Genomic DNA, 26,462 nt, shown 5'->3' with positions numbered 1-26,462 from the left:
AGGCCAAATAAGAGGAATGCGGTACATTCTATAGATAATGCGAATCATTATCAATTACGAAGATCACTTAAAATATTTATAGAAATAGCTTGCTATTGAATAGTGCACGATGTATAGTTCGTACATGGGCGCTGCAAACAACGCCAGACAGTAGTAAATTAGCAAGCTGCTTACAGCACCATGTAGATAGCGAGCTATTAAATAGTTTCCAAACTTTAATGTAGTTCCACTCACTGAAAAGGAATCATCATGTCGATCCAACAAGTTCTGTACCGCGCAAACGCAAAAGCAACCGGTGGCCGCGAAGGCCGTGCTGTTTCCTCCGACGGCGTGCTGGACGTGAAACTGACCACCCCGAAAGAACTGGGCGGCGCCGGCGCCGTCGGCACCAACCCTGAGCAGCTGTTCGCTGCCGGCTACTCGGCCTGCTTCCTGGGCGCGATGAAATTCGTCGGCGGCCGCGACAAGATCGCCGTCCCGGCTGACGTCTCGATCGAAGGCACGGTCGGCATCGGCCCGATCCCTACCGGTTTCGGCATCGAAGTCGAACTGAAAATCTCGCTGCCAGGCCTGGACCGCGAAACCGCCGAGAAGCTGGTCGCCGCCGCCCACATCGTTTGCCCTTACTCGAACGCCACCCGTGGCAACATCGACGTGACCCTGACCATCGTTTAATCGATCTGGTCCCTCGCTGAAAAGGCCGGCGCCCGCAAAGGCGCCGGCCTTTTTCGCATACAATCATCGCTTCCGTTCCTGAACCGAGATACGCAATGATTGAGTGGCACTGGCTGGCTTTCGACGACATTCCCCGCAACGACTGGTATGAAGTACTGCTGCAGCGCCAGCAGGTATTCATCCTCGAGCAGACCTGTCTGTACCCCGATATCGACGGCGCCGATCCGCAGTGCCATCACCTGATGGCGTGGCGCGAGATCGACGGCAAGCGCACGCTGGTCGCCTACCTGCGCTGCGTGCCGCCGGGCCTGAAGTTTGACGAGATGTCGCTGGGCCGCGTACTGACCACGCAGGCCGCGCGCGGCAGCGGCATCGGCCGCGAACTGCTGGCCAAGGCGATTCCGCTGGCGGAGAAGCTGCATCCGGGCCACCGCTTCCGCATCGGCGCGCAGGCGCACCTGGAAAAGTTCTACGCCAGCTTCGGCTTCCAGACAGTGACCGAGCCGTATGACGAAGACGGCATCATGCACATCGATATGGTGCGCTAGAACGTCAGCATGAAGCGCGCGCCGGCGCTGACCGAGCGCGCATGGCGCACCGTGCCGCCGTTGGCGTGCACCAGATGGCGCACCATCGCCAGGCCGATGCCCCTGCCCTGCTTTTTAGTCGAGAAGAACGGCGTGAAGATATGCGCGGCCAACGCGTCCGGCACGCCGGGCCCGTTGTCGGCCACTTCGATGCGCAGGCGGCCGCCCCGGCTCAGGCGCGCGCTGACCTGCGCCTGCGGTGCCGGCGTCGAGGCGGCGGCCAATGCTTCGGCGGCGTTCTTCAACAGATTGATCAGCGCCTGCTCCAGCTGGCCCGGATCGATCATCACTTCCAGCGACGCCGGTTCCACCGAAAACTTCAGATTGCCGCCCATCGCCTGCCACTGCGGTGCCAGCAGCGCGGCCAGGCGATCGAATAATGCTTCCAGCATCACGCGCTGCGGCTGCGCTTGCGGTACCGTCGACAGGCTGCGGTAGCTGCCGACAAATTCCACCAGGCTGGCGGCGCGACGGCTGATCGCGTCCAGCGCGGTGCCGAGATCGGCGTGGATGTCGGCCGGCAGGTTGGCGGCGGCTTCGTCCAGCAAGCCGCAGGCGGTGCGCGACAGCGAAGCCACCGGCGTCAGGGAGTTCATGATTTCATGGGTCAGCACCTGCACCAGTTCGCGCCATGCGTTCAGGGCTTCGGCTTCCAGTTCGCTTTCCACCGGCATCAGCGCGGCAAGGCGCTGCGGCATGCCTTGCAGCGTCAGGGCGGAGACGGCGACCAGTGCACGCTCGACGCCGCGCTCGGTGTCGAAGCCGATCAGGCGGCGTTGGCCGGCGGCTTGCGCGGCCAGTTGCTGGTGCAGATCCTGCGGCGCGCTGGCGCGGCCCGGCGCCATCAGCCGGCGCGCGCTGGCGTTCAGCGGCGCCACCGCGCCGGCACCGGTGGAGTTCTGGATGCGGAATAGCGCGATCGGGGCGTGTTCAAGGCGGGCTTCCAGGGCTTGCATGGCGTCGGCAAGCTCGCGCTGACGGGCGAAGGTAGGGCCGGCACCCGCCTCCGCGCGCTCGTCCCGTTCGTCGCGCGGCGTGCGCGGCGCGAGGCGGCGCAGGCATTGCCATAGCAGCGTTGCCGGCGCGAGGGCGAGCAGGCAACATAGCACGATGCGGCGTGGTTCCGGCGCGGGTGACAAGACGTCCGCAGCCACGGCCAGCACCGCCAAGCCGGCGGCACCGGCAACGATGCCCAGCTTCAGCGCGCGTTCAGATGCCATGCTTGCCCAGCTTGCGGTACAAGGCCGCGCGGCTGATGCCCAGCGTTTTGGCGGCGTGGCTGATGTTGCCGTTGAATTGCGTAAGCGTCGCAGCGATCGCCTCGCGCTCCAGCGCATCGAGCGTCATGTCGTTTGGCACCGCGCCGGCGGCAGGCGCCGGCAGGCTCGCTACGGCTGCCGGGGCGCTGCTCGCCACCGCTGTGCCCAGCGCGAAATCGGCCAAGCCGTATTCCGCGCCCTGCCCGAGTATCACCGCGCGCTCGCAAGCATGCCGCAGCGCGCGCACATTACCCGGCCATTCATGCCTCACCAGCGCAGCCATCGCCGCTGCGCCCACATTGCGCGCCGGCCTTTGATACTGCAGCTCGTACAGCTTGAGATAGTGTGCGGCCAGCAGCGGGATATCCTCGCGCCGCTCACGCAACGGCGGCACGCGGATCACGATGGTATTCAAGCGGAACAGCAAGTCCGGCCGGAATACCGCCGGATCGAACAAGCGCGCCTCATCCAGGTTGGTCGCGCTGACGATGCGCACATCGATGGCTTCCGGCTTGTCCGCGCCCAACGGTGTGACCTCGCGCCGCTCCAGCGCCGTCAGCAGCTTGGCCTGCGCGGCCAAAGGCATATTGCCGATTTCATCCAGGAACAGCGAACCGCCGCGCGCGGCCTGGAAGCGCCCCGCCCGGTCCGCGCGCGCATCGGTGAACGAGCCTTTGCGATGGCCGAACAACTCGCTCTCGAACGTCGATTCCGGCAGCGCGCCCATGTCCACCGCCAGCAGCGTGCCCGCCGCGCGGCGCGACAGCGCGTGGATCGCGCGCGCCACCAGCTCCTTGCCGACGCCGTTCTCGCCCAGCACCATGACGTTGGCCTCGGTCGGCGCCACGCTGGCGATCAGCGCCTTCAGTTCGCGCATCGCCGCCGACTCGCCCATCAGCTCCGGCGACGCGGACGACGAGCCATGCAAGGCGGCCCGCCGCGCCAGCGCCTGGTCGACCGCCGCCACTAGCCGCGCGTTATCCCACGGCTTGGTGATGAAATCGCCGGCGCCGCGCTTGAGCGCCTCCACGGCCAGCGGCACGTCGGCATACGCCGTCATCGCGATCACCGCCGGCGGACGCGCTTGCGCGCGCAGCGTGTCGAGCAACGCCAGCCCTTCGGCACCATCGATGCAGCCCGGGGTGAAGTTCAGGTCCAGCAGCACAACGTCCGGCACGCCTTGGGCCAACAGCGCCGGCAAGCCGGCCGGATCGCACAGCGTGGCGACCTGGCCATAGCGGCGGCGCAGCAGCAACTGCGCGGCAGTGGCGACATCGGCGTCATCATCAAGTATCAGTACGTAGGCGGACATGAACGCATTCTAGCAGCAGGCAAGCCGCTGTCGAGATGCCGCCGGCCACCGCGCAAGACGACTGTTCGCTTGCGAACATCGGCCACTGTTCGGAAATGAACACTCGCTGGCGGCGAGCCCCGAAAAGCCCCGCTTTCCGGCTTGGCACAGCGTTTGCTGTATGGCCTGCATGCACATCAAAAAAAATATTCCCGCCAGCGGCGCAGCGATGGATACCGTGGTGCCGCGCCGGCGCGGCAAAACCGTCGCCACCGCGCTCGCCGTGCTGGCGGCAACCACGCTCGCCGGCTACGCGCTGTGGGCCTGGATGCCGCACGGCCTGCAGATCGACGGCGCCGGCCTGCGCATCGGCCAGGCGGCACGAGGCGTGTTCGTCGACGAGATTGTGGTGCGCGCCAGCGCCGAGCCGCTCAACTCCGTGATCCTCGACGCGGTGGAGTCGGGCCGTGTGGAAGAAGTCTTCGCGACCGACGGCGCGCTGGTGCAAAAAGGCCAGCTGCTGTTCCGCATCTCCAACCCGCAGCGTAACCTGGAACTGCTGGCGCGCCAGTCCGAGCATGCGGTCAGCATCTTCAACCTCTCCAATCTGCGCGTGGCGCAGGAATCCAGCGTCAGCGATCACCGGCGACGGCTGGACGATTTGCAGTTCGCGCTCGACCAGGTGCGCAAACAACATGCGCGCAACGCCAAGCTGGCGGCGCAAGGTTATATCTCGGCCGTCGCGCTGGAGGAATCGGCGGACAAACTCGCGCAGCAGCAACGCGCGCTGGCGCAGGAACAACAGGCTGCCGCCGCCGAGACAGGCGTGCGGCGCGACGCCGAGCAGCAGTTGGAAACGGCGATACGGGGCCTGAGCTCCGGCTTGAAGCTGGTCTCCGCCACCGTCGATGCGCTGGCCGTTCGTGCGCCGGTCGATGGACGGTTGACCAACTTCCGCCTGCAGGTCGGTGAATCCATCGCCACCGGAAAAAACATCGGTCGCATCGACGACCCGCAGCGCTTCAAGCTCTCCGCCAGCGTCGATGAGTACTACCTGAATCGCATGGCGGTCGGCCGTACCGGCAGCGTCAAGCAGGACGAACGCGGCTACGCCGTCGCCATAGCCGCCATCTACCCACAGATCAAGGAAGGCCGCTTCGCGGTCGAACTGGTGTTCAGGGACGGCCAGCCGCCGGTGCTCAATCCTGGCCAGAGCCTCGATGCGCGCATCACCTTGGGCGAGCCGGCGCGGGCGCTGTTGCTGCCCAATGGTGCCTTCATCAACGACAGCGGCGGTTCGTGGGTGTATGTGATCGACGCCACGGGCCGCGGCGCCCAGCGGCGCGCGGTGCGCATCGGCCGCCGCAGCAACAGCCAGATCGAGGTGCTGGAAGGCCTGGCGGCCGGCGACAAGGTCATCCTGTCCAGCTACGCGGCATACGGAAATTCACCCAGGCTGCAGATTACGCAGTAAATTCTCACTACAACGCAAAAAGGACGCACATGCTCAAACTCGTCGGCATCAGCAAAATCCATCAGGCAGGGGAAATCCAGACCACGGCACTGGATCGCATCGACCTGGAGATCGAAGCGGGCGAATACGTCGCCATCACCGGCCCGTCCGGCTGCGGCAAATCGACCATGCTCGGCATCCTCGGATTGCTTGACGTGCCGAATCATGGCGAGTACTGGTTCGAAGGCCAGAACGTGGCCGGCTGGAGCGAGGCCAAATTGAACAAGCTGCGGCGCGGACGCATCGGCTTCATCTTCCAGAGCTTCAACCTGATCGAAGAGCTGACCGTGTTCGAGAATGTCGAACTGGCACTGGAATACAACGGCACGCCGGCGCGCGAACGGCGCGAGCGCGTGACCGCGATGCTGGACAAACTCGGCGTCGGCCACCGCGCCGCGCACCGGCCGTCGCAGCTGTCGGGCGGCCAGCAGCAGCGCGTGGCGATCGCGCGCGCGCTGGTGGCCGGTCCCGCCGTGCTGCTGGCCGACGAACCGACTGGCAACCTGGACAGCGCCCATGGCGACGAAGTCATGCGCCTGCTGCGCGAGATCAACGCCGAAGGCACCACCGTGGTGATGGTCACGCACTCGCCGGATCACGCGGCGCAGGCCTCGCGCACGCTGAACCTGCTGGACGGCCGCATCATGGTCGACGCGCTGCAAGCGGCGTAGGCGCGCCATGAATCCGCGCGACTTCCGCATCGGCTGGCGCCTGCTGCTGCGCCAGCCCTTACACTCCGCAGTGGAGATCCTTGGCCTGGCGACCGGCTTTGCCGTCTGCTTCCTGCTGCTGGTTTTTGTCCACCACTCCTTCGGCTACGACGGCGACGTGCCAGAGCGTGAGCGCGTGTTCGTCGTCAAGCACCGGATCAACTTCATCCCGCAGCCGCAATGGCTGGAATACACGCCGTTCGCGCTGCGGGGCGTGGCGCTGCAAAGCGGACTGCCGCTGGAAGTCAGCGCCTGGTGGCCGCGCAAGACCACACTGCAATTGCAGGGCCATCAGCAGCAGCTGGAAATCACCGCCGTCGATCCGGCATTCCAGCGCATCATCGGCCTGCAAGCAGCGGAAGGCGATCTGCAGCAAGCCCTGACACAGCCCGACGGCCTGGCCCTGACACGGCAAACCGCGCGCCGCCTGTTCGGCGACGCCCCCGCATTGGGACGCACTGTGGAGATCAACAAGCAGGTGCTGCAAGTGCGCGCCGTGCTGGCGGACCGTCCATCCAACAGCACCCTGCAGTTCGCCGCGCTGGCCGGCACCGGCAGCGCGCTGTGGCCGGAGCAGGAACGCCGGGCCGACCTGGCCAACTGGATGGGCATCAGTGGCCGCATCTACATCAAGACGGGAGCCGGCGTCACGCCGCAAGCCCTGCAGGCCGTGCTGCAGGACGCGGTCGACCGCGCACCGTGGCAAGCGTTGGCGACGCCGGAAATGAAGGCCGCGCTGGGCCAGCGCAAGATGGTCGACATCGGCCTCGGTCCCTTGGCAGACGCCTATTTCGACCGCAGCGTCGCCAACACCATGGGCACCGGCCCACGCGGCGACATGCGCATGGTGCTGGCGATCGGCGCCGCCGGGTTGCTGATCCTGCTGCTGGCGGTGGTCAACTACGTCAACCTGGCGACCGTGCGCACCTTGCGGCGCCAGCGCGAGATCGCCGTGCGTCGCGTGCTCGGCGCCACCACCAGCCAGTTGCTGCGGCAATTCATGGCGGAGGCGATGTTGCTGTCGCTGGCCGCCGCCGCGCTCGGCGTGCTGATGGCGTGGCTGCTGCTGCCGCTGTCCTCCGATCTGCTGCAACGCCGCCTGGACGGCATGTTCACGCCGGCGGCGATCGCCGCGTGCCTGCTGTTCGGCGCCTTGGTCGGCGCGGCGGCCGGCTTGTATCCAGGCTGGATGGCGCGCGGCGTCGACATGGGCGAGGCGCTGGCGCACCGCAGCGGCGAAACCAGCGGCGGCGCCTGGATGCGGCGCCTGCTGACGGCCACGCAGTTCGCCACCGCGATGGCGATGGGCAGCGTGGCGCTGGCGATCCTGTGGCAGACGCAGTTCGCCGCCGCCGCGCCGCCCGGCTTCGATCCGTCGCCGCTGCTGGTGTTGGAACTGCCGGAAGGCATGGACCAGCCGGCGGCGGCCGCGTTCCGCGACGCGCTGGCGCAACTGCCGGGGGTCGAAGGCGTGGCGGACAGCCAGGAAGCGCCTGGGCGCGACAACGGCACCGGCACGCACGGCAGCGAGATCGCCAAGCGTGTCGACGGCAGCGAAGCGGCGCTGTCGGTGCAGATGGTCGGGCCGGACTTCTTCCGCGTCTACGGCCTGCAGGCCATCGCCGGGCGCAGCTTCGATCCGGCGATGGACAAGCTGGTGGACAACGGCGAGCAGAATGTGATGCTCAACATGGCGGCGCTGCGCGCGTTGGGCTGGCAGTCGGCACAGCAGGCGCTGGGCCAGCGCATCAACGGCACGCAGCAGCGCATCATCGGCATCGCGCCGGACCTGCGCTGGGAAACGTTGCGCGATCCGGTGCGCCCGACCGTCTACGACCTGGCGCGCGGCGGCCGGCTGCTGACCGTGCGCATGCGCGCCGACGCACCGGCCTCGCTGGAACGGGATATCGCCGCGACGTGGAGCCGCTACTATCCGGCGCAAGAGCCGGTGATGCGGTCCGCAGCAAGCTACTACCGGCAGGCGTACGCCGACGATGTGCGGTTGGCCAGGCTGCTGGCCTGTGCGACGGCGGTGGTGTTTGTGTTGGCGGCGTTCGGCGTCTACGTGCTGGCGGCGCACAGCGTGCAGCGGCGCGCGCGCGAGATCGTGCTGCGCAAGCTGCATGGCGCGGGCCGGGGCGCCATCGCGGCGCTGGTTGGCCGCGAGTTCCTGCTGCTGACGGCTGCGGCGGCGATGGCCGCACTGCCGCTGGCCTGGCTGGCGATACAGCGCTACCTGGCGCCGTTCGCCGAACGCTCGCCGCTGGGCGGGTGGGCGCCGGCCGCCGCGCTGGGGCTGACACTGCTGGTGGTGGCGGCAGCCACCGCGCGCCACACGCTGGCAGCGATGCGCATGACGCCGGTGCGCGCGCTACGTGAATAAAAAAAGGGCAGCTTAAGCTGCCCTTTTTTCGATGCCGCTATCTTACTTTACCGCGGTCAGCTCGAGATCGAAGACCAGAATGGAATTCGCAGGGATCGTCACCGCGCCGGCGCTGTCGTACTTGACCGTCAAGCCGTAGCCTTGGTAAGGCGGGATGACAATGGTACGCTTGCCGCCGACTTTCATGCCCTTGACACCGATATTGAAGCCGGTGATGACCTGTAGCGGGCTGGTGTCGACCACGATGTCGAGGGTGGTGGCTGCCGACACATTGCTGTCGAATTGCTTGCCCTTGCCGCCGGTGCTGGCGTCATACAGCCAGCCGGTGTATTTCACCGACGCGGTCTTGCCGGCGACGGCTTCAGCACCGGTACCGACCTGCAAGTCGGTAATCATCGTCGAAGGGATGATCACAGCCTTGACCACGCTGACCATTTCAAAGTCGTACACCATAGGCGAGTAGGCCGGAATCGCCGGATAGGTGACGCCGTTGATGGTGCGCGCGGCAATCGCGCTGGCGTTGTTGTAGGTCAGGCTGGTTGGCAGGATGGCCGTGCGCGTGCCGCCAGCCCGCATGCCGAGCAAGGCCCGGTCCCAACCGGGACGAACGGCGCCGACGCCGACGGTGAAGGTCACGGTCGGGCTCTCGCTGACGTCCGCCTTGGCACCCTTGCCCTTGGTGGCCGAGTCATACAGGTAGCCGACGTACTTGATCACCACCGTGTCACCCGCCTCCGCCACCAGCGCGCCGGTGCCGACCTGCTCGGTCATGCTGTAGTCCGGCTGCGGCGGGATCACCACGGCCGTGCTCTTGGGGCCGCCACCGCAGGCCGTCAGGACCGCTGCGCACACCGCAACAGCAATAAATTGAAACATCGATTTCATGATTACCTTTGATGGAATGTTCGTATTCGCGTGTCTTGGCGCCGCTTGCGGCAGCCTTTTCGGAGCAGAAGTTTAGCAGACCGGACAACTTCCGCTCCAGGCACTACATTCAGTTACATTTTTTTGTAGTCAAATTTCCACTTGCGTGCCAAGTTCGATCACCCGGTTCGGTGGAATCTGGTAGTAGTCGGCGGCGCCGCGCGCATTGCGCGACATGGTGACGAACAAGTGCTCGCGCCAGGTCGCCATGCCGGAACCCGGCGCCGAGATCACCGTCTGGCGGGCGATGAAGAAGGACGTCTCCATCATCTCGAACGGCAGGCCGAGGCACTCGCACAGGGCCAGTGCCTTCGGAATGTCCGGTTCATCCTTGAAGCCGTAGTAGACGCTGAGCTGGTAGCACTGGTGGCCCAGGTCCGTCACCTTGACCTGCTCGGCCTCCGGCACGTACGGCTCCTCGATCACGTGCACGGTGAAGAACACCACGCGCTCATGCAGCACCTTGTTGTGCGACAGGTTGTGCAGCAGCGCGTGCGGCACGCCGTCGCTTTCGCCGCGCAGGAAGATGGCGGTGCCGTAGACCCGCGTCGGCGGCGCCACGAACAGCGAGGACAGGAACTCCTCCAGCGGAATCGCATGCTTTTGCAGGTTTTCGAACACCAGTTCGCGGCCGCGCTTCCAGGTCAGCATGATGGTGAACAGCACGGAGCCCAGCAGCAGCGGGAACCAGCCGCCGTGGAACAGCTTGAGCGTGCTGGCCGAGAACAGCAGGATGTCGATGACGATGAAGAAGCCGGTCGCCCCAAAGCACAGCCACAGCGGCAGGTTCCAGCGGTAGCGGATCACGAAGAAGGTCAGCACGGTGGTGGCCAGCATGGTGGCGGTGACCGCGATGCCGTAGGCGCCCGCCAGCTTGTCCGACGAGCCGAAACCGATCACCGCCAGCAGCACCACGATCAGCTGGATCCAGTTGACGGCCGGGATGTAGATCTGGCCGATTTCGCTGGCCGAGGTGTGCATGACGCGCATGCGCGGCAGCAGGCCCAGTGCGATGGCCTGCTTGGTCATCGAGAAGGTGCCGGAAATGGTGGCCTGCGAGGCGATCACCGCCGCCAGCGTCGACAGCACCACCAGCGGATAGACGCTCCACGCGCCCAGCTGCTGGAAGAAGGGATTGGAAATCGCGTCCGGATGCATCATCAGCAGCGCGCCCTGGCCCAGGTAGTTCAGCGCCAGCGACGGGAACACGATCATGAACCAGGCCGCGCGGATCGGCTTCTTGCCGAAGTGGCCCATGTCGGCGTATAGCGCCTCGGCGCCGGTGAAGGCCAGCACCACCGCGCCCAGCGCGACGAAGGCGATCATGCGGTTCTCATACATGAAGCGCAGCGCGTGCAGCGGATTAAGCGCCCACAGGATCTGCGGCGCTTCGATGATGTTCACCACGCCCATCGCCGCCAGCGCGGCAAACCAGATCACCATGATCGGCCCGAACCAGCGGCCGATGCCGGCCGTGCCATGGCGCTGCACCGCGTACAGCGTGATCAGCACGATGATGGTCAGCGGCACGATGTACTGCTCCAGGCCCGGCGCGGCCACTTCCAGGCCCTCGATCGCGCCCAGCACCGAGATCGCCGGCGTGATGACGCTGTCGCCGTAGAACATGGTGGCGCCGAACACGCCCAGCAGCATCAGCGGATAATGCCAGCCCTGCGCGAACTTGCTGACCGAATTGAGCGCCAGGGCCATCAGCGCCATGATGCCGCCCTCGCCGCGGTTATCGGCGCGCAACACCAGGCTGACGTATTTGAGTGAGACGATGAACGACAGGCCCCAGAAAATCAGCGAAATAATGCCCTGCAGGTTGGCCTCGGTCAGCGCCAGCCCGTGCTCGGGGTCGAAAATGGTTTTGAGTGTGTAGAGAGGGCTGGTGCCGATGTCGCCATAGACGATGCCGACAGCCGCCAGCGTGAGTGCCGCGAGACTGCTTTTCTTGTGTTGCTCGGTCAAGATTGCACCTGTTGTTGTTTTGGTGCATTGCACAATAGGATAAGTATTTGCAAAAGGCAAGGAGATTTTGGCATACGCACACATTCCAAACAGTCAATAACGCCAGTGTACGCCGCTGCGGCCGGGAGCGCGAGAGCGCCGCTGTGCCGGATCGGGGATAATGGCAGACCTTGTATCCTTTTTAGGCGTCCCGCCCCATGAACATCGGTATGTTGTACGCCACCTTCGCGTTCTTTTGCTGGGGCCTGTTCCCGCTGTACTTCCACGCCATCGGCGAAGTGCCGGCGATGGAAATCCTCGCGCACCGCATGCTGTGGTCGCTGTTGTTCCTGGTGCTGGTGCTGACCGCGCGCAGCCAGTGGAAATGGCTGCCGCAGGTGCTGCGCCAGCCGCGCGTCCTGTTCAGCTTTGTCGCCAGCGCGGTGCTGTTGACGGCCAACTGGTTCGTCTACATCTGGTCGGTCAACAACGGCCACGTGATCGACGCCAGCCTGGGCTACTTCATCAATCCGCTGGTCAATGTGTTGCTGGGCCTGGTCGTACTGAAGGAAAAACTGCGGCGCGGACAGTGGATCGCCATCGGCGTGGCGGCCGGCGGCGTCGCCTGGCTGACCTGGCAGGCCGGCCAGCTGCCGTGGATTGCCTTAATTTTAGGCATCACCTTCGGCGCCTACGGCCTGCTGCGCAAGACCGCGGCGCTGGCCGCGCTGGAAGGCCTGTCGCTGGAAACCATGATCCTGTTCCCGCTGGCGCTGGTGTATGTGCTGTGGCTGACCCTGCACGGCCAGAACACCTTCATCAACAGCGCGTTCGACAGCACCCGCTGGCTGCTGGCGGCGGCCGGGCCGATCACCGCCATCCCGCTGCTGCTGTTCGCGGCCGGCGCGCGCAAGATCCCGATGGCGGTGCTGGGCCTGCTGCAATACCTGTCGCCGACCATGCAGGCGCTGCTGGGGGTGTGGGTGTTCCATGAAGCGTTCCCGACGCCGCGTTTGATCGGCTTCATCGTCATCTGGGCGGCGCTGGCGTTGTACGTGCTGGAAGGGCTGTGGGCGAGCAAACGCGCTAAATAGTGGGAAGATGGCGGGATTTATCGTATCCTGTCGTCCTTCCTTGCATTTTCTACCGCATTTTCAAATTTCACTGAGATTCTCAATGGCAAATTACGTCTATACCATGAACCGCGTGGGCAAAATCGTCCCGCCCAAGCGCCAGATTCTGAAAGATATTTCGCTGTCCTTCTTCCCGGGCGCAAAGATCGGCGTGCTGGGCCTGAACGGCTCCGGTAAGTCGACCTTGCTGAAAATTATGGCAGGCCTCGACACCGACATCCAGGGCGAAGCCGTGCCGATGCCGGGCCTGAACATCGGCTACCTGCCGCAGGAACCGCAACTGGACCCGGAAAAAACCGTGCGCCAGGAAGTCGAGTCCGGCCTGGGCGAAGCGTTCGAAGCGCAAGCCAAGCTGGAAGCCGTGTACGCCGCCTACGCCGAGGAAGACGCCGACTTCGACGCGCTGGCCACCGAGCAGGCACGCCTGGAAGCGATCATCTCGACCTCCGACGGCGGCAACCTGAACCTGCAACTGGAAATGGCCGCCGACGCGCTGCGCCTGCCGCCTTGGGACGCCAAGATCGGCGTGCTGTCCGGCGGTGAAAAGCGCCGCGTGGCGCTGTGCAAGCTGCTGCTGTCCAAGCCGGACATGCTGCTGCTCGACGAACCGACCAATCACCTGGACGCCGAGTCCGTCGAATGGCTCGAACAATTCCTGCTGCGCTTCCCGGGCACCGTGGTCGGCATCACCCACGATCGCTACTTCCTCGACAACGCGGCGGAATGGATCCTGGAACTGGACCGCGGCCACGGCATCCCTTGGAAAGGCAACTATTCGTCGTGGCTGGACCAGAAGTCCAACCGCCTGAAGCAGGAAGAAGCCACCGAATCCGCGCGCCAGAAAGCGCTGGCCAAGGAATTGGAATGGTCGCGCCAGAATCCGAAAGCGCGCCAGGCCAAGTCGAAGGCCCGTCTGGCCCGCTTCAACGAGCTGAGCGAGTACGAATACCAGAAACGCAACGAGACCCAGGAGATCTTCATCCCTGTGGCCGAGCGTCTGGGCAACGAAGTGATCGAGTTCAAGAACGTCTCGAAAGCGTTTGGCGACCGCCTGCTGATCGACAATGTCTCGTTCACCATTCCGGCGGGCGCGATCGTCGGCATCATCGGCCCGAACGGCGCCGGTAAGTCGACGCTGTTCAAGATGATCGCCGGCCTCGATACGCCGGACAGCGGCGAAGTGGCGATCGGCCAGACCGCGCGCATCTCGCTGGTCGACCAGAGCCGCGACACGCTGGGCGACGCGAAGACCGTGTTTGAAGACGTGTCCGGCGGCGCCGACATGCTCAGCGTCGGCCGCTTCGACATGCCGTCGCGCGCCTACCTGGGCCGCTTCAACTTCAAGGGTTCGGACCAGCAAAAAATCGTCGGCAACCTGTCCGGCGGTGAGCGCGGCCGCCTGCACCTGGCCAAGACGCTGCTCAAGGGCGGCAACGTGCTGCTGCTGGATGAACCGTCGAACGATCTGGACGTGGAAACCCTGCGCGCGCTGGAAGATGCGCTGCTCGAATTCGCCGGCTCCGTGCTGGTGATCTCGCACGATCGCTGGTTCCTGGACCGTATCGCCACGCACATCCTGGCGTTCGAAGGCAACTCGCAAGTCACCTTCTTCGATGGCAACTATCAGGAATACGAAGCCGACAAGAAGAAACGCCTGGGTGAAGAGGGCGCCAAACCCAAGCGCATCCGCTACAAGCCGCTGACGGTATAACGAGCAAGGCCACCGCAAGGTGGCCTTTTTTTGTCTTAATGGCCTTCGCCGGCGTTGAACATGGTCTTGGCGTAGATCAGGCCCAGGCCGTAGCCGCCGCCGTGGGCGATCGAGGTGGCGACCGTTTCGTTGTAGGTGTCGCCGCGCGCCCAGTCGCGTTGCAGTTCGAGCAGGTATTGCAACGAGGTCATCGGACGGGCGCCGAGTTGCACCATCCGTTCGACGGCGCGCTCGTGCGCTTCGTCGGAGACGTCGCCGCTGGCGTCGGTGATGACATACACTTCAAAACCCTGGTCCAGGGCAGACAGCGCGGGGCCGACGATACAGACCGAGGTCCACAGCCCGGCCAGCACGATCTTGCCTTTGCCGATGGCGTTGACGCGCTCGGCGATGCGCGGATCCTCCCAGGTGTTCATGGTGGTGCGGTCGATGGCGACTTCGTCAGGGAACACCGATTTGATTTCGTCGAAGATCGGGCCGGAGAACGATTTTTCCGCCACCGTAGTCAAGATCGTCGAAACCTTGAATTCCTTGGCGGCCTTGGCGACCAGCGCCACATTGTTGCGCAGCAGGACAGGGTCGATCGACTTGGTGGCGAACGACATCTGCGACTGGTGATCGATCATGATCAGCGTGTGGTTGCTTGGGTCCAGCAGGGTGCTACCTGGTTTGGCGATTGCGGTTGGCATGATATTCTCCTAGATAATGTTCAACAATTTCGATTGGTCGTTTCGCTTATTTCGCGATGTTTTCTCTGCTGAAATGAAGTATGCGCGCGCTTCAGCAAAAAGAAAAACGGAAAAATTACCACTTTATATTCGAAATTTTCGATCAAAGAATCCAAACGCAAAAAAGCCGCCCGCAGGCGGCTTTTCCATGCAGCTACAGCTTAGAAGTTGTAGCGCAGGCCGGCAGTGACCGCGCCGGATTTACGGCCCTGGTCGATGTCGTTCTTGCCGTAGTTTTCATACTCCAGCGAGACCTTGACGTTCTTGTTGATCGCGTATTCCGCGCCCACCGAAGCGTACAGGGCGGTCTTGTTGTCGCTACCGCTCACCGCGGCGAGGCCGGTGGTGTCGACTTCGTTATGGTTGCGTGCCACGCCCAGCTTGCCGAACAGCGCAATCTGCTGGTTCACAGGCCACGTGCCCTTGCCGGCGACATAGTAGGAATGCGCGTCGGTGTGCAGACCGCCAGGCACGCCGCCGACCGAGTAGTTGTAGTCCTTCTTACCGAAGTCGGCATAGCCGGCTTCAACCGCCCAGGTGCTGTCGATGTTGTAGCCGCCGTAGACCTTGCCACCGGCCTTGTAGCCGCTGTGGTTGTCGGCGCTCAATGCGCCGCTTGGCGCATTGAATTCATAACGGCTGCCGACCACACCGGCGCCAATGTAGGCGGTGCCGGCGTCGTCGGCGGCGTATGCGGAAGAACCTGCCAGAGCGGCAGCGGAAGCAGCGATTGCGAACAGAATTTTTTTCATGATTTTGGATCTTTCAGCAAAAAGTTAAAGCAGGGACTTGCTTGGGATCGCAGTTCTCTGAATTGCGATGTATCCAAGATAGCACTCCCGCCAACTGCCGTCCGCACCGATTTAGTAAGAAGTGTTACAGGGTGTAAGCCAAATAATTAGTGGCTTTATTCAGATTGTGCCAAACTTAAGCGAAGCTTAAAGAACGGCCAGAATTTGCCTGAAAGTGAGGTTGATGCGCGGTCCGCGCGCCGCGCGTTCCTTGTTGATGCCGTGCACCCAGTGCGACTGCAGCGCACCCGCCATCAGCAGCAGGCAACCGTCGCCCAGCGCCAGCCGGGTCGTCAGCGGCTTGGTCCGGTGCTTGAGGATGAAGGTGCGCGGCGCGCCGAAGCTGACCGAGGCGATGGCCGGCTCCGGCCCCAGCTCGCGCTCGTCGTCGGCATGGAAGCCCATGCTGTCGCGCTCGTCGCGGTAGTAGTTGAGCAGCACGCTGTTGAAGCGGCGCCCGGTGGCCTGTTCGACGGCCTGTTTGATGTGCAGTTGCAGCGGCGTGAACGGTTGCGGATGGAAGGTCTTGCCGGAATAACGGTAGCGCGCTTCGCCATGCCAGGCCGTCAGGCGCGGCTGCATGTGCAGCTTGCCCCACACCTGGACCTGCTCGTGGCGCCAGTCGGTTTCCGCCAGCAGGCGCTGCATGATCGCGCCCGGCGCGCCGTCCAGCGCCAGCCGCTGCTGGAACCATAATTCGCCATCCTCGATGGGGATGGGCATCAAGCTTGTGTCGTCGGCAAACAGGTCCATGCGCGGTATGATACCGGCACTACGTCACACAGGAGAATCCCGCATGAAAAAACGCCAGTTCCTGGGCTCCGCCGCGCTTGCCGGCATCGCCGCCGCCGTCGCCATACCGGCCCGTGCCGCCGTCCAAGGCGCCGGTCCGGCGCTGCTGACGATCACCGGCGCGATCAGCAAGCCCAATCGCGGCAAGCTCGATCCCGTGCGGGACCAGATGATGTACAAGCAGAAGGTCAGCTTCGAACAGGCGCATGCGCTCGACTTCGCCGCGATCGCCGCCCTGCCCGCGATCACCATCAAGCCGACGCTGGAATACGACGGCAAGGTCCATACGCTGAGCGGCCCGCTGCTGCTGGACGTGGTGAAGGCGGCCGGCGGCAAGCCCGGCGACAACGGCAAGCTGCTGCTGCGCGCGGTGGACGGCTATGTGGCCGGCGTGACGGTGGCGCAGGCGCGCGCGCAACGCTATATCGTCGCCACCCATCTGGATGGCGCGCCGATGGCGCTGGGCGGCCTCGGTCCGCTATGGGCGATTTACGATGCGGATAAAGTGCCCGAAATGGCAGGCAAACCGCTGCCTGAGCGGTTCGGCTCCTGCCCGTGGGCGCTGTATCACATAGAAATAACCTGAATCAGGCGTAGGCTTCGGCCAGCGTCATCACGCGCGGCGCGATGGTGATGCCGATGCCGCTGAACAGCGCGGTAATGGCGGCCATGTTCGCTTCCATCTCCTCGGCCTTCCAGCCCTGGAACAGGTCGGTGCCATCTTTTTGGAAGTGCAGGTCCAGTACCTTGCCGCGGTCCTTGTGGGTGTAGCCACCGCTATAGGTGCTCTTGAAGCCCATCGCCGCCAGCGCTGCCAGCACTTCGGTCGGCGGGTTGTCGGGATCGGTAGCCATGAACACACCGAAGGTCTTGCCTGGTGGCTTTGCGGCGATATCGACGTCGTAAATTCCAGGCGCTTTCGTGACGGTCGTACTTTTCAGAAATAACATGTTCTTACCCCTACTATCCAATTGGCGCCGGCTAAACTAGCTTGATTCTTGTAGAAAACATTCTAAGAAACAAGCTTATTGCTAATTCCGTGGTTTGTCGACTAATCCTGCGACTTATTTGTGAATTCGTACCAATAAAACTGCAACGCCAGAATGCAAGCTTGTCCCGGACAACCGCCCCATCTATCTAAAATATAGTTGTTAAGTAGTAATTTGCAAGGAGATAAGAGGGGAAGCGCTATTTCTGACGCTTTCTAGCCGCCAGCGCGACGGTCGGCGCCACCAGCGCCTGGTACAACGTCCCGGTGGCCGCATCCCACTGGCCGACGGCCTGCTGCTGGCGCGCGACCGTGGCCATGTCGCCGCGCGCGATGGGGCCGCTCAGCGCGGCGGCGGCGCCCAGCCGGAACACATTGGCCATCGATTCGCTCGCCAGCGGCTGCGCCATCTGGCGCGCCACCGGTTCAGGGATGCCGGCCGCCTGGTAGGCGCGCAAGGCGGCGTCCAGCACGGTGACCAGGTAGTTGCTGGCGAAGACGGCGGCCGCGTGATACACGGTCTTGGCCGAGGCATCGATGGGCACCGGCTGCGCGCCTATCGCCTGCAATGCGGGCGCCAGCACCGCCAGCGCGGCGGCGTCGCCTTCGATGCCGCAGAAGGTGCCTGAGAATTGCGCGGACACCGCCGCCGGATCGGCAAAACTGCGGATCGGGTGGACGCTGGCGACCAGCGCGCCGGCCTCGCGCGCGGCCTGCAAGCGGTCGGACGCCAGCGCGCCGCTGCAATGGAAGACGATGCTGTCCTTCAGCGGCACGGCCAGCGCCAATGCCTGGCACGCGGCGACGATCTGGTCGTCGCCGACGGCCAGCAGGTGCACGGCGGCGGGCCGCAGCTGATCGTAGCCGGTCACCGCGCTGCCGGCGCCGATGAAGTCCACCGCCTGCCGCGCCGACTCCGTGGAACGGGTCAGCACCTGCTGGATCTGGAAGCCGCCATGCTGCGCGAACAAGCGCCCCAGCACGCGCCCGACATGGCCGGCGCCGATCAGGTTGAGCGGCGCAGCCATCAGAACCCCGATCCCGGCTGCTTCAGGTATTCCACCTCCTCGGGCGTCGACGGGCGGCCAAGGATGGCGTTACGGTGCGGGAAGCGGCCGAAGCGGCGTATCACTTCGCGATGGCGCCGGGCGAAATCCAGCATGCCGGCGATGCCCTTGCTGGCCGCCGGCGATGCGGTGGCGCCCTCGGCGTTGGCCATGCGCGTGAACAGCGCCACGGCCCGCTCCTGCATCGCCATGTCTTCCGCATGCTCGAACGGCATATAGACAAAGGCGCGCTGCAACGACGGCAGCGCCAGGTCCTCTTCCGCGTCGACCATGTCGAGCGCCGCCTGCAAGGCCTGGTGGTCGCCGGCAAACGCCAGCGGCGTGCCGCGATAGACATTGCGGGTGAACTGGTCCAGCACCAGGATGCGCGCCAGCGCCGCTTGCGGCCCTTCGGCGTCCCACTGGTGCAGGCCGCCTTCCAGCGCCAGCGCGATCTGCGCGCCGAAACGCTCAGCGATCTCGCGGTCGAAGGCCTCGTCCTTTTTAAACCACTCGGGGCGCTGCGCGTCGGCCGCCTGTCCCGCCGCCGGCTGGAACCAGAAATCGAATACCGCCTGGGCTTGTGCGTTCATGATCTTAGTTTCGTGCGTGCGTGAGCTGGAAGCTGTGGATGCCTTCGAATTCCGCCAGCTCGGCCGACAGCACCGCCATCGGCGCGCCGCTGCGCTTGCTCAGCGCGATGGCGACGAAGCGCCATTCCTGCATGCCGCCGTCGCTGCCTATCATCAGCGAGCCGCCGGCGATTTCATAGCCGCGTTGCAGCGCCATCTGGCGCAGCGCCGGCTCCTGCGGCTTGTACCCCGCCTTGAAGCGCATGGTGATCGCGATCGCGTGCCGCGACGGCAGCCATGCCTCCACGCGGGTCAGGAAGATCATCGAACTGGCGCACAGGATCGCCAGTCCGATCGCGCCCAGGTAAAAGCCGACGCCGACCATGATGCCGATCACCGACGAGGCCCAGATCGAGGCCGCCGTGGTCAAGCCGCTGATGTTGAAACCCTCGCGCATGATGACGCCGGCGCCGAGGAAGCCGATGCCGGTGACGATGCCCTGCACGATGCGGGTCGGGTCGGAATTGACCAGGTACTGCGATACATGGCCGCCGAACCAGTGCGCCGGATAGCCGCCGATCACGGTCAGCGCGGCGGACGCCATGCACACCAGGCCATAGGTGCGCATGCCGGCGGCGCGGCCGTGGTAGGAACGCTCGTAGCCCACCATCAGGCCGAGCAACAGCGCGCCGAGTAAATTCAGCAGGATCACCGCATTGGTGGCGAGTTCGGCGTGGGACCAGTAGGCAAGCAGGAAATCGATGGCGGGCATGGGAGCCTCTTTCTTATTTTTTAATCAACTGCTTTTCGAAGGCGATATCCAGTTTGCTGACGCGCTTGGGTGCGGCGGGCGAGATGCTGTTGACGAAGGCGACGAAGTCATCGAGTTCCAGCGGCGCGCACAACGGCGGGTTGCCGGCGCCGTCGGTCAGGAAGAAGTGGCCGGCGCCGGTGCGCGACATCACATACTTGGGATTGCCGCTGCGGACTTTGAGGCGGTCGACGGCCGACGTGGCCCGGGTTGCGCGGCCGCTCATATCGCCACCGTGCGGTTTTCCAGCCAGGCCAGCGCGTCGCCGGACAGCTGCGGCAGCAGGCGCTTGCGCACCGTGGCATGGTAGTCGTTGAGCCAGCGCTTCTCGTCGTCGCGCAGCAGCTCGTGCTCAATGCAGCGGGTGTCGATCGGGCACAAGGTCAGCGTTTCAAAGTGGAGGAACTCGCCGAACTCGGTCTGGCCGGCGGGCCGGTTCAGCACCAGGTTTTCAATCCGGATGCCCCATTTACCCGGGCGGTACAAGCCCGGTTCTATCGATGTAATCATGCCTGGTTCCATGGCGGTGTGCGGCTCCGGCATCGCCGATTGCGAAATCGACTGCGGGCCTTCGTGCACGTTGAGAAAATAGCCGACGCCGTGGCCGGTGCCGTGGCCGTAATCGAGGCCCTCGGCCCACAGCGGCGCGCGGGCGATGGCGTCCAGCATCGGCGATCTTGTGCCGCGCGGGAAGCGCGCCGACGACAGCGCGATCATCGCCTTCAGCACCAGCGTAAAGTCGCGCCGCTGCTCGCCGGTGATGCGGCCGATGCCGACCACGCGGGTGATGTCGGTGGTGCCGCCCAGATACTGGCCGCCGGAGTCGATCAGCAGCAGGCCGTTGCCTTCGATGACCGCGTGGCGCGCTTCGGTGGCGCGGTAGTGCATGATCGCGCCGTTGGCCGCGAAGCCGGCGATGGTGGCGAAACTCGGGCTGATGAAGCCCGGACGGCGCGCGCGGGCGGCGGTGAGGTGGCGGTCGATCGCCACTTCGGTCAGCGGCCTGCGCTCCGGGTCGGCCAGCGTTTGTTCGAGCCAGGTGAAGAATTCGCACAGCGCGGCGCCGTCCAGCTCCATCGTGGCGCGCACGTGGCTGGCATCCTGTTCGCTCTTCTTCGACTTGGCGAAGGTGGTCGGATTGACCGCTTCGATGACTTTGACCTTGGCCGATACCGCCTGGCGGGTGCCGTGGGTGATGCGGCGCGGGTCGATCAGCAGTGCGCAATCGGCGGGCAGCGCGGCCAGCGCGGCGGCGGCCGAAGCGTATGGCGCGACATCGACGCCCTCTTCCGCCAGCACGGCGCGCAACTCGGCGGAGATCTTGCCTTCGCCGACGAACAGCGTGGCGCGGGTCGGCGTGACCAGCGCGTGGGCCAGGAACACCGGATTGAAGTTGACGTCGGCGCCGCGCAGGTTGAACAGGTAGGCGATGTCGTCCAGCGTCGAGATCAGGTGGCTTTTGGCGCCCAGCTGCTGCATCGCGCTGCGCAGGTCGGCCAGCTTGCCGCTGCGGCTTTTCGACGCGTAGGGCGGCAGGTGCTCGAACACCTTCGCGGCCGGCAGCGCGGGGCGGTCGCTCCAGACCTGGTCGAGCAGGTCGAGATCGGTGCGCAGCTTGACGTCTTTCGCCTCCAGCGCCTGTTGCAGCAGGCGCGCGATGGCCAGACCCAGCACGGCGCCGTCCACGGCCAGCGTCTGGCCGGATGTCAGGCGGCCGGCCAGCCAGTCGACGTATTGCACGCTGGCGCCGGAGGCCAGCTTCATCAGCTGGATGCCGGTCCCGGCCAGTTGCAGCTCGGCCTGGGTCCAGTAGCGGGCGTCGGTCCAGATGCCGGCAAATTCCGGCGTGATGATGAAGGTGCCGACCGAGCCGGTAAAGCCCGACACCCACTCGCGGCCCTGCCAGCGCTCCGGCAGGTACTCGGACAAGTGCGGATCGGCCGACGGCACCATCAGCGCGTCGATGTGCTGCTGACGCATGGCCGCCCGCAGCAACGCTAGGCGCTCGGCAACTTGGGAGGGGTCTGGAGTAGGCATGGATAGCTCGATAAACGGTGCGCCGCCGCTGCGGCATAGCTTGTCGCTATGATACCGCGAATGGGCTAGTTGCTCCCCGTCGACTTCGTTCCCTCTGCAACGTATTGTGAAAATTCTTTATCTTTAATGGGTATGGACCGGCTGCGTCCGTTCTCAATAATTGCCACATATTCGCTGGAGGCATCCACAACAAAACCGAGCGCGACTTTTTTGCCGGATTCCGTTATCAAGGTGCAGTAGTAACCTTCCTTCGGATCGATATCGCATCCCTTGGCGTAATGTACTGCATCCTCATGCGCCTGCTTTTGCCCCATCTTTTCTCCGATTGCGACCGGGATCACCATTATTATCGCCAGCAATAGCGGGACATAAAATATCATGGTGACAGACAGAATAGGGATGTACAGAAACGGTCCCAGAGCTTTTAATTTCGTATTTTTCCCCAAATGCTCTTGCCGGCGTTTAATCCAGGCAGTTTTTCCCAGCTTATCGCCCAGATAATTAAGCAACACCAGGAAAAACGCGAATAACGCAACGATGAAGATAATTTTAAAACCATTGCTCACGGCCGTCAGCCAGGCTGGAAACATCTGAAAAAATGCTATGAAAGAATAGAGGAAATACTCCGAAGAACTCTTGGGATATAGCTCGAAGTTGAATTTCAAGGCCTTCATATACTGCTGTTGGAAAACCACGCCAACCAGATAAGCGGTTGACGTCAATGCGGAGGCAACAACCGCATTACCGAGCAATACCAGCCACAGCCCATTTTCCTTGGTCTCAGCTTGTTGTTCTTTGTTCATTGGTCTTGGAGTTGCGTGGTTGGCAGCAATGGAGTTGAGCTGAAATTTAGCGGGAACAAGCCAAATTTTGGCATACGAGGCGCCAAAACAGCAACTATTCAGCGGGTATTACGGGTGTGAATCCTGAATTACGCTTCGTAGCGCCGGAGACCGTCGAGATCGAGGATGCGGATGCCGCCGTGACCGAGACTGAGCAAGCCTTGTTTTTCCAAAAGCTGCAAAGCCTGATTGGCGCGCTGGCGGGAGGCGCCGGATAAAAGACCCAATTCTTCCTGCGAGATTTGAATCAGTTTTTCCAGGCCCGGATATAAATGGGAGTTGAACATCGACGCCAGGCAGCGCGCCACCCGCGTATCGGGATTTAATAAACGGTCGTTCTCGACCATGCCGATAAACTGGCCCAGCCGTTCATTCAGCTGCATCATTAAAAACCGCGTGAACGGCAAGCTATTATCAAGCAGCCACATGAATGTGGCCGCCGGCATGCGCGCAATACGGCTATCGCGCAGCGCCATCGCATCGTATTTAAGGATTTCGTTCTTTAAAACCGAGCCTTCACCGAACCAGCCTCCCGGCGGTACGCCGGTAAAGGTCACGCTTTTACCGGCAGCGGAGAAGTTATTCATCTTGACCATGCCGTCGACAATACCCAGCCAATTCTCGACCATCTCGCCTTTACGGCAGACATAACCGCCCTTCGGGACGAAGGTCTCGAAAGTATCCGCCTCCACGCGCGCCATTTGTTCCGGCGTCAGGCCTTCGGCCCAGATCGCTGAACGCAGTGCTTCTTTCAAAGTTATTTGATGTCGATCAGACATTGTTGCGTCGCACCATAGAAAAGTCGGTCAATTGTCGCCGAAAAGACAACCTGGGTCTCTGCGGCGCGCTAATATCATCACACAAAAAGCTGCCGTATCAAGAACACTAACTAATAAGTACGAGCAACCCGCAACAGGAGACACTGGTGCAAACACAGAACGAGACCTTCCCTCGCCGGCTGCTGGCGCACGCGCAGGCCCGGCCGGGAAAACCCGCCTTTCGGGAAAAATACCTGGGCATCTGGCAAAGCTGGAACTGGGCCCAGGTCAACGAGGAAGTGCGCGCGCTCGCCTGCGGCCTGGCCGCGATCGGCTTCCAGCGCGGCATGAACCTGGCCATCATCGGCGACAACCGTCCGCGACTGTACTGGTCGATGCTGGCTGCCCAATGCCTGGGCGGCGTGCCGGTGCCGCTGTACCAGGACGCCCCGGCGGCCGACATGGCCTATGTGCTGGAAAACGCCGAAATCCGTTACGCCATCGTCGAGGACCAGGAACAGGTCGACAAATTGATGGAGTTGCAAGCTTTATATCCGCACATCGAACACATCGCCTACGACGACGAGCGCGGCATGCGCCACTACCGGCAGCAGGGGCTGCTGTCCTTCTCCAGCCTGCAGGAGCTGGGCCGCGCCTGGGACAAGGAGCATCCCGGCATGTTCGACGCCGCCATTCAGGCCGGCGGCGGCGGCGACAACGCCATCATCCTGTACACCTCCGGCACCACCGGCAAGCCCAAAGGCGTGTGCCAGACCCACGCCGCGCTGCTGGCGGCCGGCGAAGGCGGCGTCGGTTTCGAGCACCTGACCGACGAAGAAGACATCCTGTCCTACCTGCCGATGGCCTGGGTGGGCGACTGCCTGTTCTCCTTCGCCCAGGCGATGACGGCCGGTTTCACCGTCAACTGCCCCGAATCCGGCGATACCGTCATGACCGACATGCGGGAGATCGGCCCGACTTATTACTTCGCGCCGCCGCGCGTGTTCGAGAACATGCTGACCACCGTGATGATCCGGATGGAAGACGCGGGCGCCATCAAGCGCCGCATGTTCCACCACTTCATGGCGGTGGCGCGCCGCTGCGGTGCTCAAATTTTGGACAACAAGCCTGTGCCGCTGGCCGACCGCCTCCAGTATGCACTGGGTAAGGTGCTGGTCTACGGCCCGCTGAAAAACGTACTCGGGCTGTCGCGCGTGCGCGTCGCCTACACGGCCGGCGCGGCCATCGGTCCGGACCTGTTCCGTTTCTACCGCTCCATCGGCGTCAACCTCAAGCAGTTTTACGGCTCGACTGAAACCTGCGCCTACATCTGCCTGCAGCCGGACGGCCAGATCAAGTTCGATAGCGTCGGCCTGCCGGCGCCGGGCGTCGAGGTCAAGCTGGCCGACAACGGCGAGGTGCTGGTCAAGTCGCCAACGTTGATGGACTGTTATTACAAGCGGCCCGACGCCACCAGCGAGGCGATCGACGCCCAAGGCTACTTCCACACCGGCGACGCCGGCCTGTTCGACCACGAAGGCCATCTGAAGATCATCGACCGCGCGGCCGACGTCGGCAAGATGAACAGCGGCGCCATCTTCGCACCCAACTACATCGAGAACAAACTCAAGTTCTTCCCCTTCATCAAGGAGGCGGTGGTGTTCGGCCATGAGCGCGACGAGGTCTGCGCCTTCATCAACATCGACATCGAGGCGGTGGGCAACTGGGCCGAACGGCGCAGCATCGCTTATTCCGGCTACACCGACCTGGCGGCGCATCCGCAGGTCTACGGCCTGGTGCGCGACTGCATCGAGCAGGTCAACGCCGACCTGGCCGCCGAACCGATGATGAGCGACACGCAGATCCATCGCTACCTGGTGCTGCACAAGGAACTCGATCCCGACGACGACGAGCTGACGCGCACGCGCAAAGTGCGGCGCAAGTTCATCGCCGAGAAATACGCGGTGCTGATCGCGGCGCTCTACGGCGGCAAGCAGTCGCAATACATCGAAACGCAGGTCAAGTTCGAGGACGGCCGCACCGGCCTGGTGGCGGCGGACCTGAAGATCGAGCCGAGCAAAACCTTCCCGGCTGTTCAGGCAGCGGCATGACGGAGATCGCCAACATGCAGATGAACGAACCAGACGCCCACTTCGGCGCGGATGCCGATCCAACCCGGCGCAAAACCGGCCCGGTGATACTCGACCTGAAAAATATCTCGCTGTCCTTCGGCGGCGTGAAGGCGCTGACCGACATCTCCTTCGACGTAAAGCAGCACGAGATCCGCGCCATCATCGGTCCCAACGGCGCCGGCAAAAGCTCGATGCTCAACGTGATCAACGGCGTCTACCGCCCGCAACAGGGGGAGATCATCTACCGCGGCGAGCACCGCAAGAACATGGACTGCCACACGGCCGCCAAATCCGGCATCGCCCGCACCTTCCAGAATATCGCGCTGTTCAAGGGCATGACGGTGCTCGACAACATCATGACCGGCCGTAACCTGAAGATGAAATCGAACTTCCTGATGCAGGCGCTGTACTGGGGGCCGGCGCGGCGCGAGGAAATCGCCCACCGCGTCAAGGCCGAGGAAATCATCGACTTCCTGGAGATCCAGGCGATCCGCAAGACGCCGGTCGGCCGCCTGCCCTACGGCCTGCAAAAGCGCGTGGAGCTGGGCCGGGCGCTGGCCGCCGAGCCGGAGATCCTGCTGCTGGACGAACCGATGGCCGGCATGAACGTCGAAGAAAAACAGGACATGTGCCGCTTCATCCTCGACGTCAACGACCAATTCGGCACCACCATCGTGCTGATCGAGCATGACATGGGCGTGGTGATGGACATCTCGGACCGCGTGGTGGTGCTCGACTACGGCAAGAAGATCGGCGACGGCACGCCGGACCAGGTGCGCTGCAACCAGGACGTGATCAACGCCTACTTGGGAGTGGCCTGCGAATGAAC

25 protein-coding genes are annotated in these 26,462 nt (G+C 63.7%); 10 read left to right on the top strand and 15 right to left on the bottom strand.

Features of this window, described 5'->3' with window-relative positions:
- Window positions 1-249: 249 nt before the first annotated feature.
- Entirely contained in the window at window positions 250-675 is a 426-nt protein-coding gene (locus ACEN9F_RS19410) for an organic hydroperoxide resistance protein (protein WP_413422404.1), read from the top strand.
- Between the two features lie 95 nt (window positions 676-770).
- On the top strand, window positions 771-1,223 hold the full coding sequence (locus tag ACEN9F_RS19405) for a GNAT family N-acetyltransferase (RefSeq protein WP_413422402.1): 453 nt from the start codon (window positions 771-773) through the stop codon (window positions 1,221-1,223).
- Here the strand turns inward: ACEN9F_RS19405 and ACEN9F_RS19400 are convergent.
- Both ACEN9F_RS19400 and ACEN9F_RS19395 read right to left on the bottom strand, forming a co-directional pair.
- A complete protein-coding gene (locus ACEN9F_RS19400; RefSeq protein ID WP_413422400.1) occupies window positions 1,220-2,482 on the bottom strand; it encodes a sensor histidine kinase in 1,263 nt (420 codons plus the stop codon). The two genes, ACEN9F_RS19405 and ACEN9F_RS19400, sit on opposite strands and share 4 nt — an antisense overlap.
- Window positions 2,472-3,833 carry a sigma-54-dependent transcriptional regulator gene (locus ACEN9F_RS19395; RefSeq protein WP_413422398.1) on the bottom strand — a complete coding sequence of 454 codons (1,362 nt, stop codon included), beginning with the start codon at window positions 3,831-3,833 and terminating at the stop codon, window positions 2,472-2,474. The genes ACEN9F_RS19400 and ACEN9F_RS19395 overlap by 11 nt, the downstream gene beginning before the upstream one ends.
- A gap of 169 nt (window positions 3,834-4,002) precedes the next feature.
- Here ACEN9F_RS19395 and ACEN9F_RS19390 point away from each other — a divergent pair, with 169 nt between their 5' ends.
- Genes ACEN9F_RS19390 through ACEN9F_RS19380 form a run of 3 tightly spaced genes read left to right on the top strand, consistent with a single transcriptional unit; the run spans window position 4,003 to window position 8,418 of the window.
- Window positions 4,003-5,286 carry an efflux RND transporter periplasmic adaptor subunit gene (locus tag ACEN9F_RS19390; RefSeq protein ID WP_413422396.1) on the top strand — a complete coding sequence of 428 codons (1,284 nt, stop codon included), beginning with the start codon at window positions 4,003-4,005 and terminating at the stop codon, window positions 5,284-5,286.
- A 29-nt stretch (window positions 5,287-5,315) separates the two neighbouring features.
- A complete protein-coding gene (locus ACEN9F_RS19385; RefSeq protein WP_413422394.1) occupies window positions 5,316-5,996 on the top strand; it encodes an ABC transporter ATP-binding protein in 681 nt (226 codons plus the stop codon).
- 7 nt (window positions 5,997-6,003) lie between these two features.
- Window positions 6,004-8,418 (top strand): ABC transporter permease, encoded by a 2,415-nt coding sequence (locus ACEN9F_RS19380; protein WP_413422392.1) that lies wholly within the window; start codon window positions 6,004-6,006, stop codon window positions 8,416-8,418.
- 42 nt (window positions 8,419-8,460) lie between these two features.
- On the opposite strand, the gene ACEN9F_RS19375 is transcribed toward ACEN9F_RS19380, so the two are convergent.
- Together ACEN9F_RS19375 and ACEN9F_RS19370 are read right to left on the bottom strand one after the other, a co-directional pair.
- Window positions 8,461-9,303, bottom strand: coding sequence for an FKBP-type peptidyl-prolyl cis-trans isomerase (locus ACEN9F_RS19375; RefSeq protein WP_413422390.1), 843 nt, complete (start codon window positions 9,301-9,303; stop codon window positions 8,461-8,463).
- Window positions 9,304-9,432: 129 nt separating this feature from the next.
- Window positions 9,433-11,313, bottom strand: a complete 1,881-nt coding sequence (locus tag ACEN9F_RS19370; protein ID WP_413422388.1) for a potassium transporter Kup — start codon at window positions 11,311-11,313, stop codon at window positions 9,433-9,435.
- Between the two features lie 197 nt (window positions 11,314-11,510).
- Between ACEN9F_RS19370 and rarD the strand changes: the two genes are divergently transcribed.
- Both rarD and ettA read left to right on the top strand, forming a co-directional pair.
- Window positions 11,511-12,386, top strand: coding sequence for an EamA family transporter RarD (gene rarD / locus ACEN9F_RS19365; RefSeq protein ID WP_413422386.1), 876 nt, complete (start codon window positions 11,511-11,513; stop codon window positions 12,384-12,386).
- An 82-nt stretch (window positions 12,387-12,468) separates the two neighbouring features.
- The gene (ettA, locus tag ACEN9F_RS19360) at window positions 12,469-14,136 is read left to right on the top strand and encodes an energy-dependent translational throttle protein EttA (RefSeq protein ID WP_413422384.1); all 1,668 of its coding nucleotides are present in this window, start codon (window positions 12,469-12,471) and stop codon (window positions 14,134-14,136) included.
- Window positions 14,137-14,171: 35 nt separating this feature from the next.
- Here the strand turns inward: ettA and ACEN9F_RS19355 are convergent, their stop codons facing one another.
- The 3 genes from ACEN9F_RS19355 to ACEN9F_RS19345 all read right to left on the bottom strand — a co-directional run bounded on the left by ACEN9F_RS19355 (window position 14,172) and on the right by ACEN9F_RS19345 (window position 16,408).
- On the bottom strand, window positions 14,172-14,825 hold the full coding sequence (locus ACEN9F_RS19355) for a hydrolase (RefSeq protein WP_413422382.1): 654 nt from the start codon (window positions 14,823-14,825) through the stop codon (window positions 14,172-14,174).
- Between the two features lie 200 nt (window positions 14,826-15,025).
- On the bottom strand, window positions 15,026-15,616 hold the full coding sequence (locus ACEN9F_RS19350; protein ID WP_413422380.1) for an outer membrane beta-barrel protein: 591 nt from the start codon (window positions 15,614-15,616) through the stop codon (window positions 15,026-15,028).
- A gap of 186 nt (window positions 15,617-15,802) precedes the next feature.
- On the bottom strand, window positions 15,803-16,408 hold the full coding sequence (locus ACEN9F_RS19345; RefSeq protein ID WP_413422378.1) for an alpha-ketoglutarate-dependent dioxygenase AlkB family protein: 606 nt from the start codon (window positions 16,406-16,408) through the stop codon (window positions 15,803-15,805).
- 43 nt (window positions 16,409-16,451) lie between these two features.
- Here ACEN9F_RS19345 and ACEN9F_RS19340 point away from each other — a divergent pair, with 43 nt between their 5' ends.
- Window positions 16,452-17,033, top strand: a complete 582-nt coding sequence (locus ACEN9F_RS19340) for a molybdopterin-dependent oxidoreductase (protein ID WP_413422376.1) — start codon at window positions 16,452-16,454, stop codon at window positions 17,031-17,033.
- Between the two features lies 1 nt (window position 17,034).
- Here ACEN9F_RS19340 and ACEN9F_RS19335 read toward each other — a convergent pair whose 3' ends face one another.
- From ACEN9F_RS19335 to ACEN9F_RS19300, 8 genes are all read right to left on the bottom strand, one after another.
- Window positions 17,035-17,397 (bottom strand): hypothetical protein, encoded by a 363-nt coding sequence (locus ACEN9F_RS19335; protein ID WP_413422374.1) that lies wholly within the window; start codon window positions 17,395-17,397, stop codon window positions 17,035-17,037.
- A 238-nt stretch (window positions 17,398-17,635) separates the two neighbouring features.
- The gene (locus ACEN9F_RS19330) at window positions 17,636-18,463 is read right to left on the bottom strand and encodes a Rossmann-like and DUF2520 domain-containing protein (protein ID WP_413422372.1); all 828 of its coding nucleotides are present in this window, start codon (window positions 18,461-18,463) and stop codon (window positions 17,636-17,638) included.
- Window positions 18,463-19,074: a DUF924 family protein gene (locus ACEN9F_RS19325; RefSeq protein ID WP_413422370.1), complete on the bottom strand. Its 612-nt coding sequence runs from the start codon at window positions 19,072-19,074 to the stop codon at window positions 18,463-18,465. The genes ACEN9F_RS19330 and ACEN9F_RS19325 overlap by 1 nt, the downstream gene beginning before the upstream one ends.
- 4 nt (window positions 19,075-19,078) lie before the next feature.
- Complete coding sequence (locus ACEN9F_RS19320; RefSeq protein WP_413422368.1) at window positions 19,079-19,825, bottom strand: MgtC/SapB family protein; 747 nt, start codon at window positions 19,823-19,825, stop codon at window positions 19,079-19,081.
- Between the two features lie 13 nt (window positions 19,826-19,838).
- Window positions 19,839-20,090: a hypothetical protein gene (locus ACEN9F_RS19315; RefSeq protein ID WP_413422366.1), complete on the bottom strand. Its 252-nt coding sequence runs from the start codon at window positions 20,088-20,090 to the stop codon at window positions 19,839-19,841.
- Window positions 20,087-21,901 carry an aminopeptidase P family protein gene (locus ACEN9F_RS19310; RefSeq protein WP_413422364.1) on the bottom strand — a complete coding sequence of 605 codons (1,815 nt, stop codon included), beginning with the start codon at window positions 21,899-21,901 and terminating at the stop codon, window positions 20,087-20,089. The genes ACEN9F_RS19315 and ACEN9F_RS19310 overlap by 4 nt, the downstream gene beginning before the upstream one ends.
- 65 nt (window positions 21,902-21,966) lie before the next feature.
- Window positions 21,967-22,704, bottom strand: a complete 738-nt coding sequence (locus ACEN9F_RS19305; protein WP_413422362.1) for a hypothetical protein — start codon at window positions 22,702-22,704, stop codon at window positions 21,967-21,969.
- 128 nt (window positions 22,705-22,832) lie between these two features.
- Entirely contained in the window at window positions 22,833-23,522 is a 690-nt protein-coding gene (locus tag ACEN9F_RS19300; protein ID WP_413422360.1) for a Crp/Fnr family transcriptional regulator, read from the bottom strand.
- A 143-nt stretch (window positions 23,523-23,665) separates the two neighbouring features.
- On the opposite strand from ACEN9F_RS19300, the gene ACEN9F_RS19295 reads away from it, so the two are divergent.
- Window positions 23,666-25,612 carry an AMP-binding protein gene (locus tag ACEN9F_RS19295; protein WP_413427109.1) on the top strand — a complete coding sequence of 649 codons (1,947 nt, stop codon included), beginning with the start codon at window positions 23,666-23,668 and terminating at the stop codon, window positions 25,610-25,612.
- Window positions 25,613-25,626: 14 nt separating this feature from the next.
- Window positions 25,627-26,460: an ABC transporter ATP-binding protein gene (locus ACEN9F_RS19290; RefSeq protein ID WP_413427107.1), complete on the top strand. Its 834-nt coding sequence runs from the start codon at window positions 25,627-25,629 to the stop codon at window positions 26,458-26,460.
- Window positions 26,461-26,462 lie beyond the last annotated feature (2 nt).

This window comes from Duganella sp. CT11-25 (assembly GCF_047302815.1).
In the GTDB taxonomy this organism is placed as follows: Bacteria; Pseudomonadota; Gammaproteobacteria; order Burkholderiales; family Burkholderiaceae_D; genus Rugamonas.
This window is presented reverse-complemented; position numbering and strand designations above follow the sequence as displayed.

Bases quoted from the DNA above. Each gene is read 5' to 3' on its own strand.
- ettA (WP_413422384.1), top strand. From the start codon at position 12,469: ATGGCAAATTACGTCTATACCATGAACCGCGTGGGCAAAATCGTCCCG.
- ACEN9F_RS19330 (WP_413422372.1), bottom strand. From the start codon at position 18,463: ATGGCTGCGCCGCTCAACCTGATCGGCGCCGGCCATGTCGGGCGCGTG.
- ACEN9F_RS19390 (WP_413422396.1), top strand. From the start codon at position 4,003: ATGCACATCAAAAAAAATATTCCCGCCAGCGGCGCAGCGATGGATACC.
- ACEN9F_RS19345 (WP_413422378.1), bottom strand. From the start codon at position 16,408: ATGGACCTGTTTGCCGACGACACAAGCTTGATGCCCATCCCCATCGAG.
- ACEN9F_RS19315 (WP_413422366.1), bottom strand. From the start codon at position 20,090: ATGAGCGGCCGCGCAACCCGGGCCACGTCGGCCGTCGACCGCCTCAAA.
- ACEN9F_RS19305 (WP_413422362.1), bottom strand. From the start codon at position 22,704: ATGAACAAAGAACAACAAGCTGAGACCAAGGAAAATGGGCTGTGGCTG.
- ACEN9F_RS19350 (WP_413422380.1), bottom strand. From the start codon at position 15,616: ATGAAAAAAATTCTGTTCGCAATCGCTGCTTCCGCTGCCGCTCTGGCA.
- ACEN9F_RS19290 (WP_413427107.1), top strand. From the start codon at position 25,627: ATGCAGATGAACGAACCAGACGCCCACTTCGGCGCGGATGCCGATCCA.
- ACEN9F_RS19320 (WP_413422368.1), bottom strand. From the start codon at position 19,825: ATGCCCGCCATCGATTTCCTGCTTGCCTACTGGTCCCACGCCGAACTC.
- ACEN9F_RS19340 (WP_413422376.1), top strand. From the start codon at position 16,452: ATGAAAAAACGCCAGTTCCTGGGCTCCGCCGCGCTTGCCGGCATCGCC.
- ACEN9F_RS19310 (WP_413422364.1), bottom strand. From the start codon at position 21,901: ATGCCTACTCCAGACCCCTCCCAAGTTGCCGAGCGCCTAGCGTTGCTG.
- ACEN9F_RS19385 (WP_413422394.1), top strand. From the start codon at position 5,316: ATGCTCAAACTCGTCGGCATCAGCAAAATCCATCAGGCAGGGGAAATC.
- ACEN9F_RS19410 (WP_413422404.1), top strand. From the start codon at position 250: ATGTCGATCCAACAAGTTCTGTACCGCGCAAACGCAAAAGCAACCGGT.
- ACEN9F_RS19405 (WP_413422402.1), top strand. From the start codon at position 771: ATGATTGAGTGGCACTGGCTGGCTTTCGACGACATTCCCCGCAACGAC.
- ACEN9F_RS19325 (WP_413422370.1), bottom strand. From the start codon at position 19,074: ATGAACGCACAAGCCCAGGCGGTATTCGATTTCTGGTTCCAGCCGGCG.
- ACEN9F_RS19400 (WP_413422400.1), bottom strand. From the start codon at position 2,482: ATGGCATCTGAACGCGCGCTGAAGCTGGGCATCGTTGCCGGTGCCGCC.
- ACEN9F_RS19375 (WP_413422390.1), bottom strand. From the start codon at position 9,303: ATGAAATCGATGTTTCAATTTATTGCTGTTGCGGTGTGCGCAGCGGTC.
- ACEN9F_RS19300 (WP_413422360.1), bottom strand. From the start codon at position 23,522: ATGTCTGATCGACATCAAATAACTTTGAAAGAAGCACTGCGTTCAGCG.
- ACEN9F_RS19335 (WP_413422374.1), bottom strand. From the start codon at position 17,397: ATGTTATTTCTGAAAAGTACGACCGTCACGAAAGCGCCTGGAATTTAC.
- ACEN9F_RS19380 (WP_413422392.1), top strand. From the start codon at position 6,004: ATGAATCCGCGCGACTTCCGCATCGGCTGGCGCCTGCTGCTGCGCCAG.
- ACEN9F_RS19355 (WP_413422382.1), bottom strand. From the start codon at position 14,825: ATGCCAACCGCAATCGCCAAACCAGGTAGCACCCTGCTGGACCCAAGC.
- rarD (WP_413422386.1), top strand. From the start codon at position 11,511: ATGAACATCGGTATGTTGTACGCCACCTTCGCGTTCTTTTGCTGGGGC.
- ACEN9F_RS19395 (WP_413422398.1), bottom strand. From the start codon at position 3,833: ATGTCCGCCTACGTACTGATACTTGATGATGACGCCGATGTCGCCACT.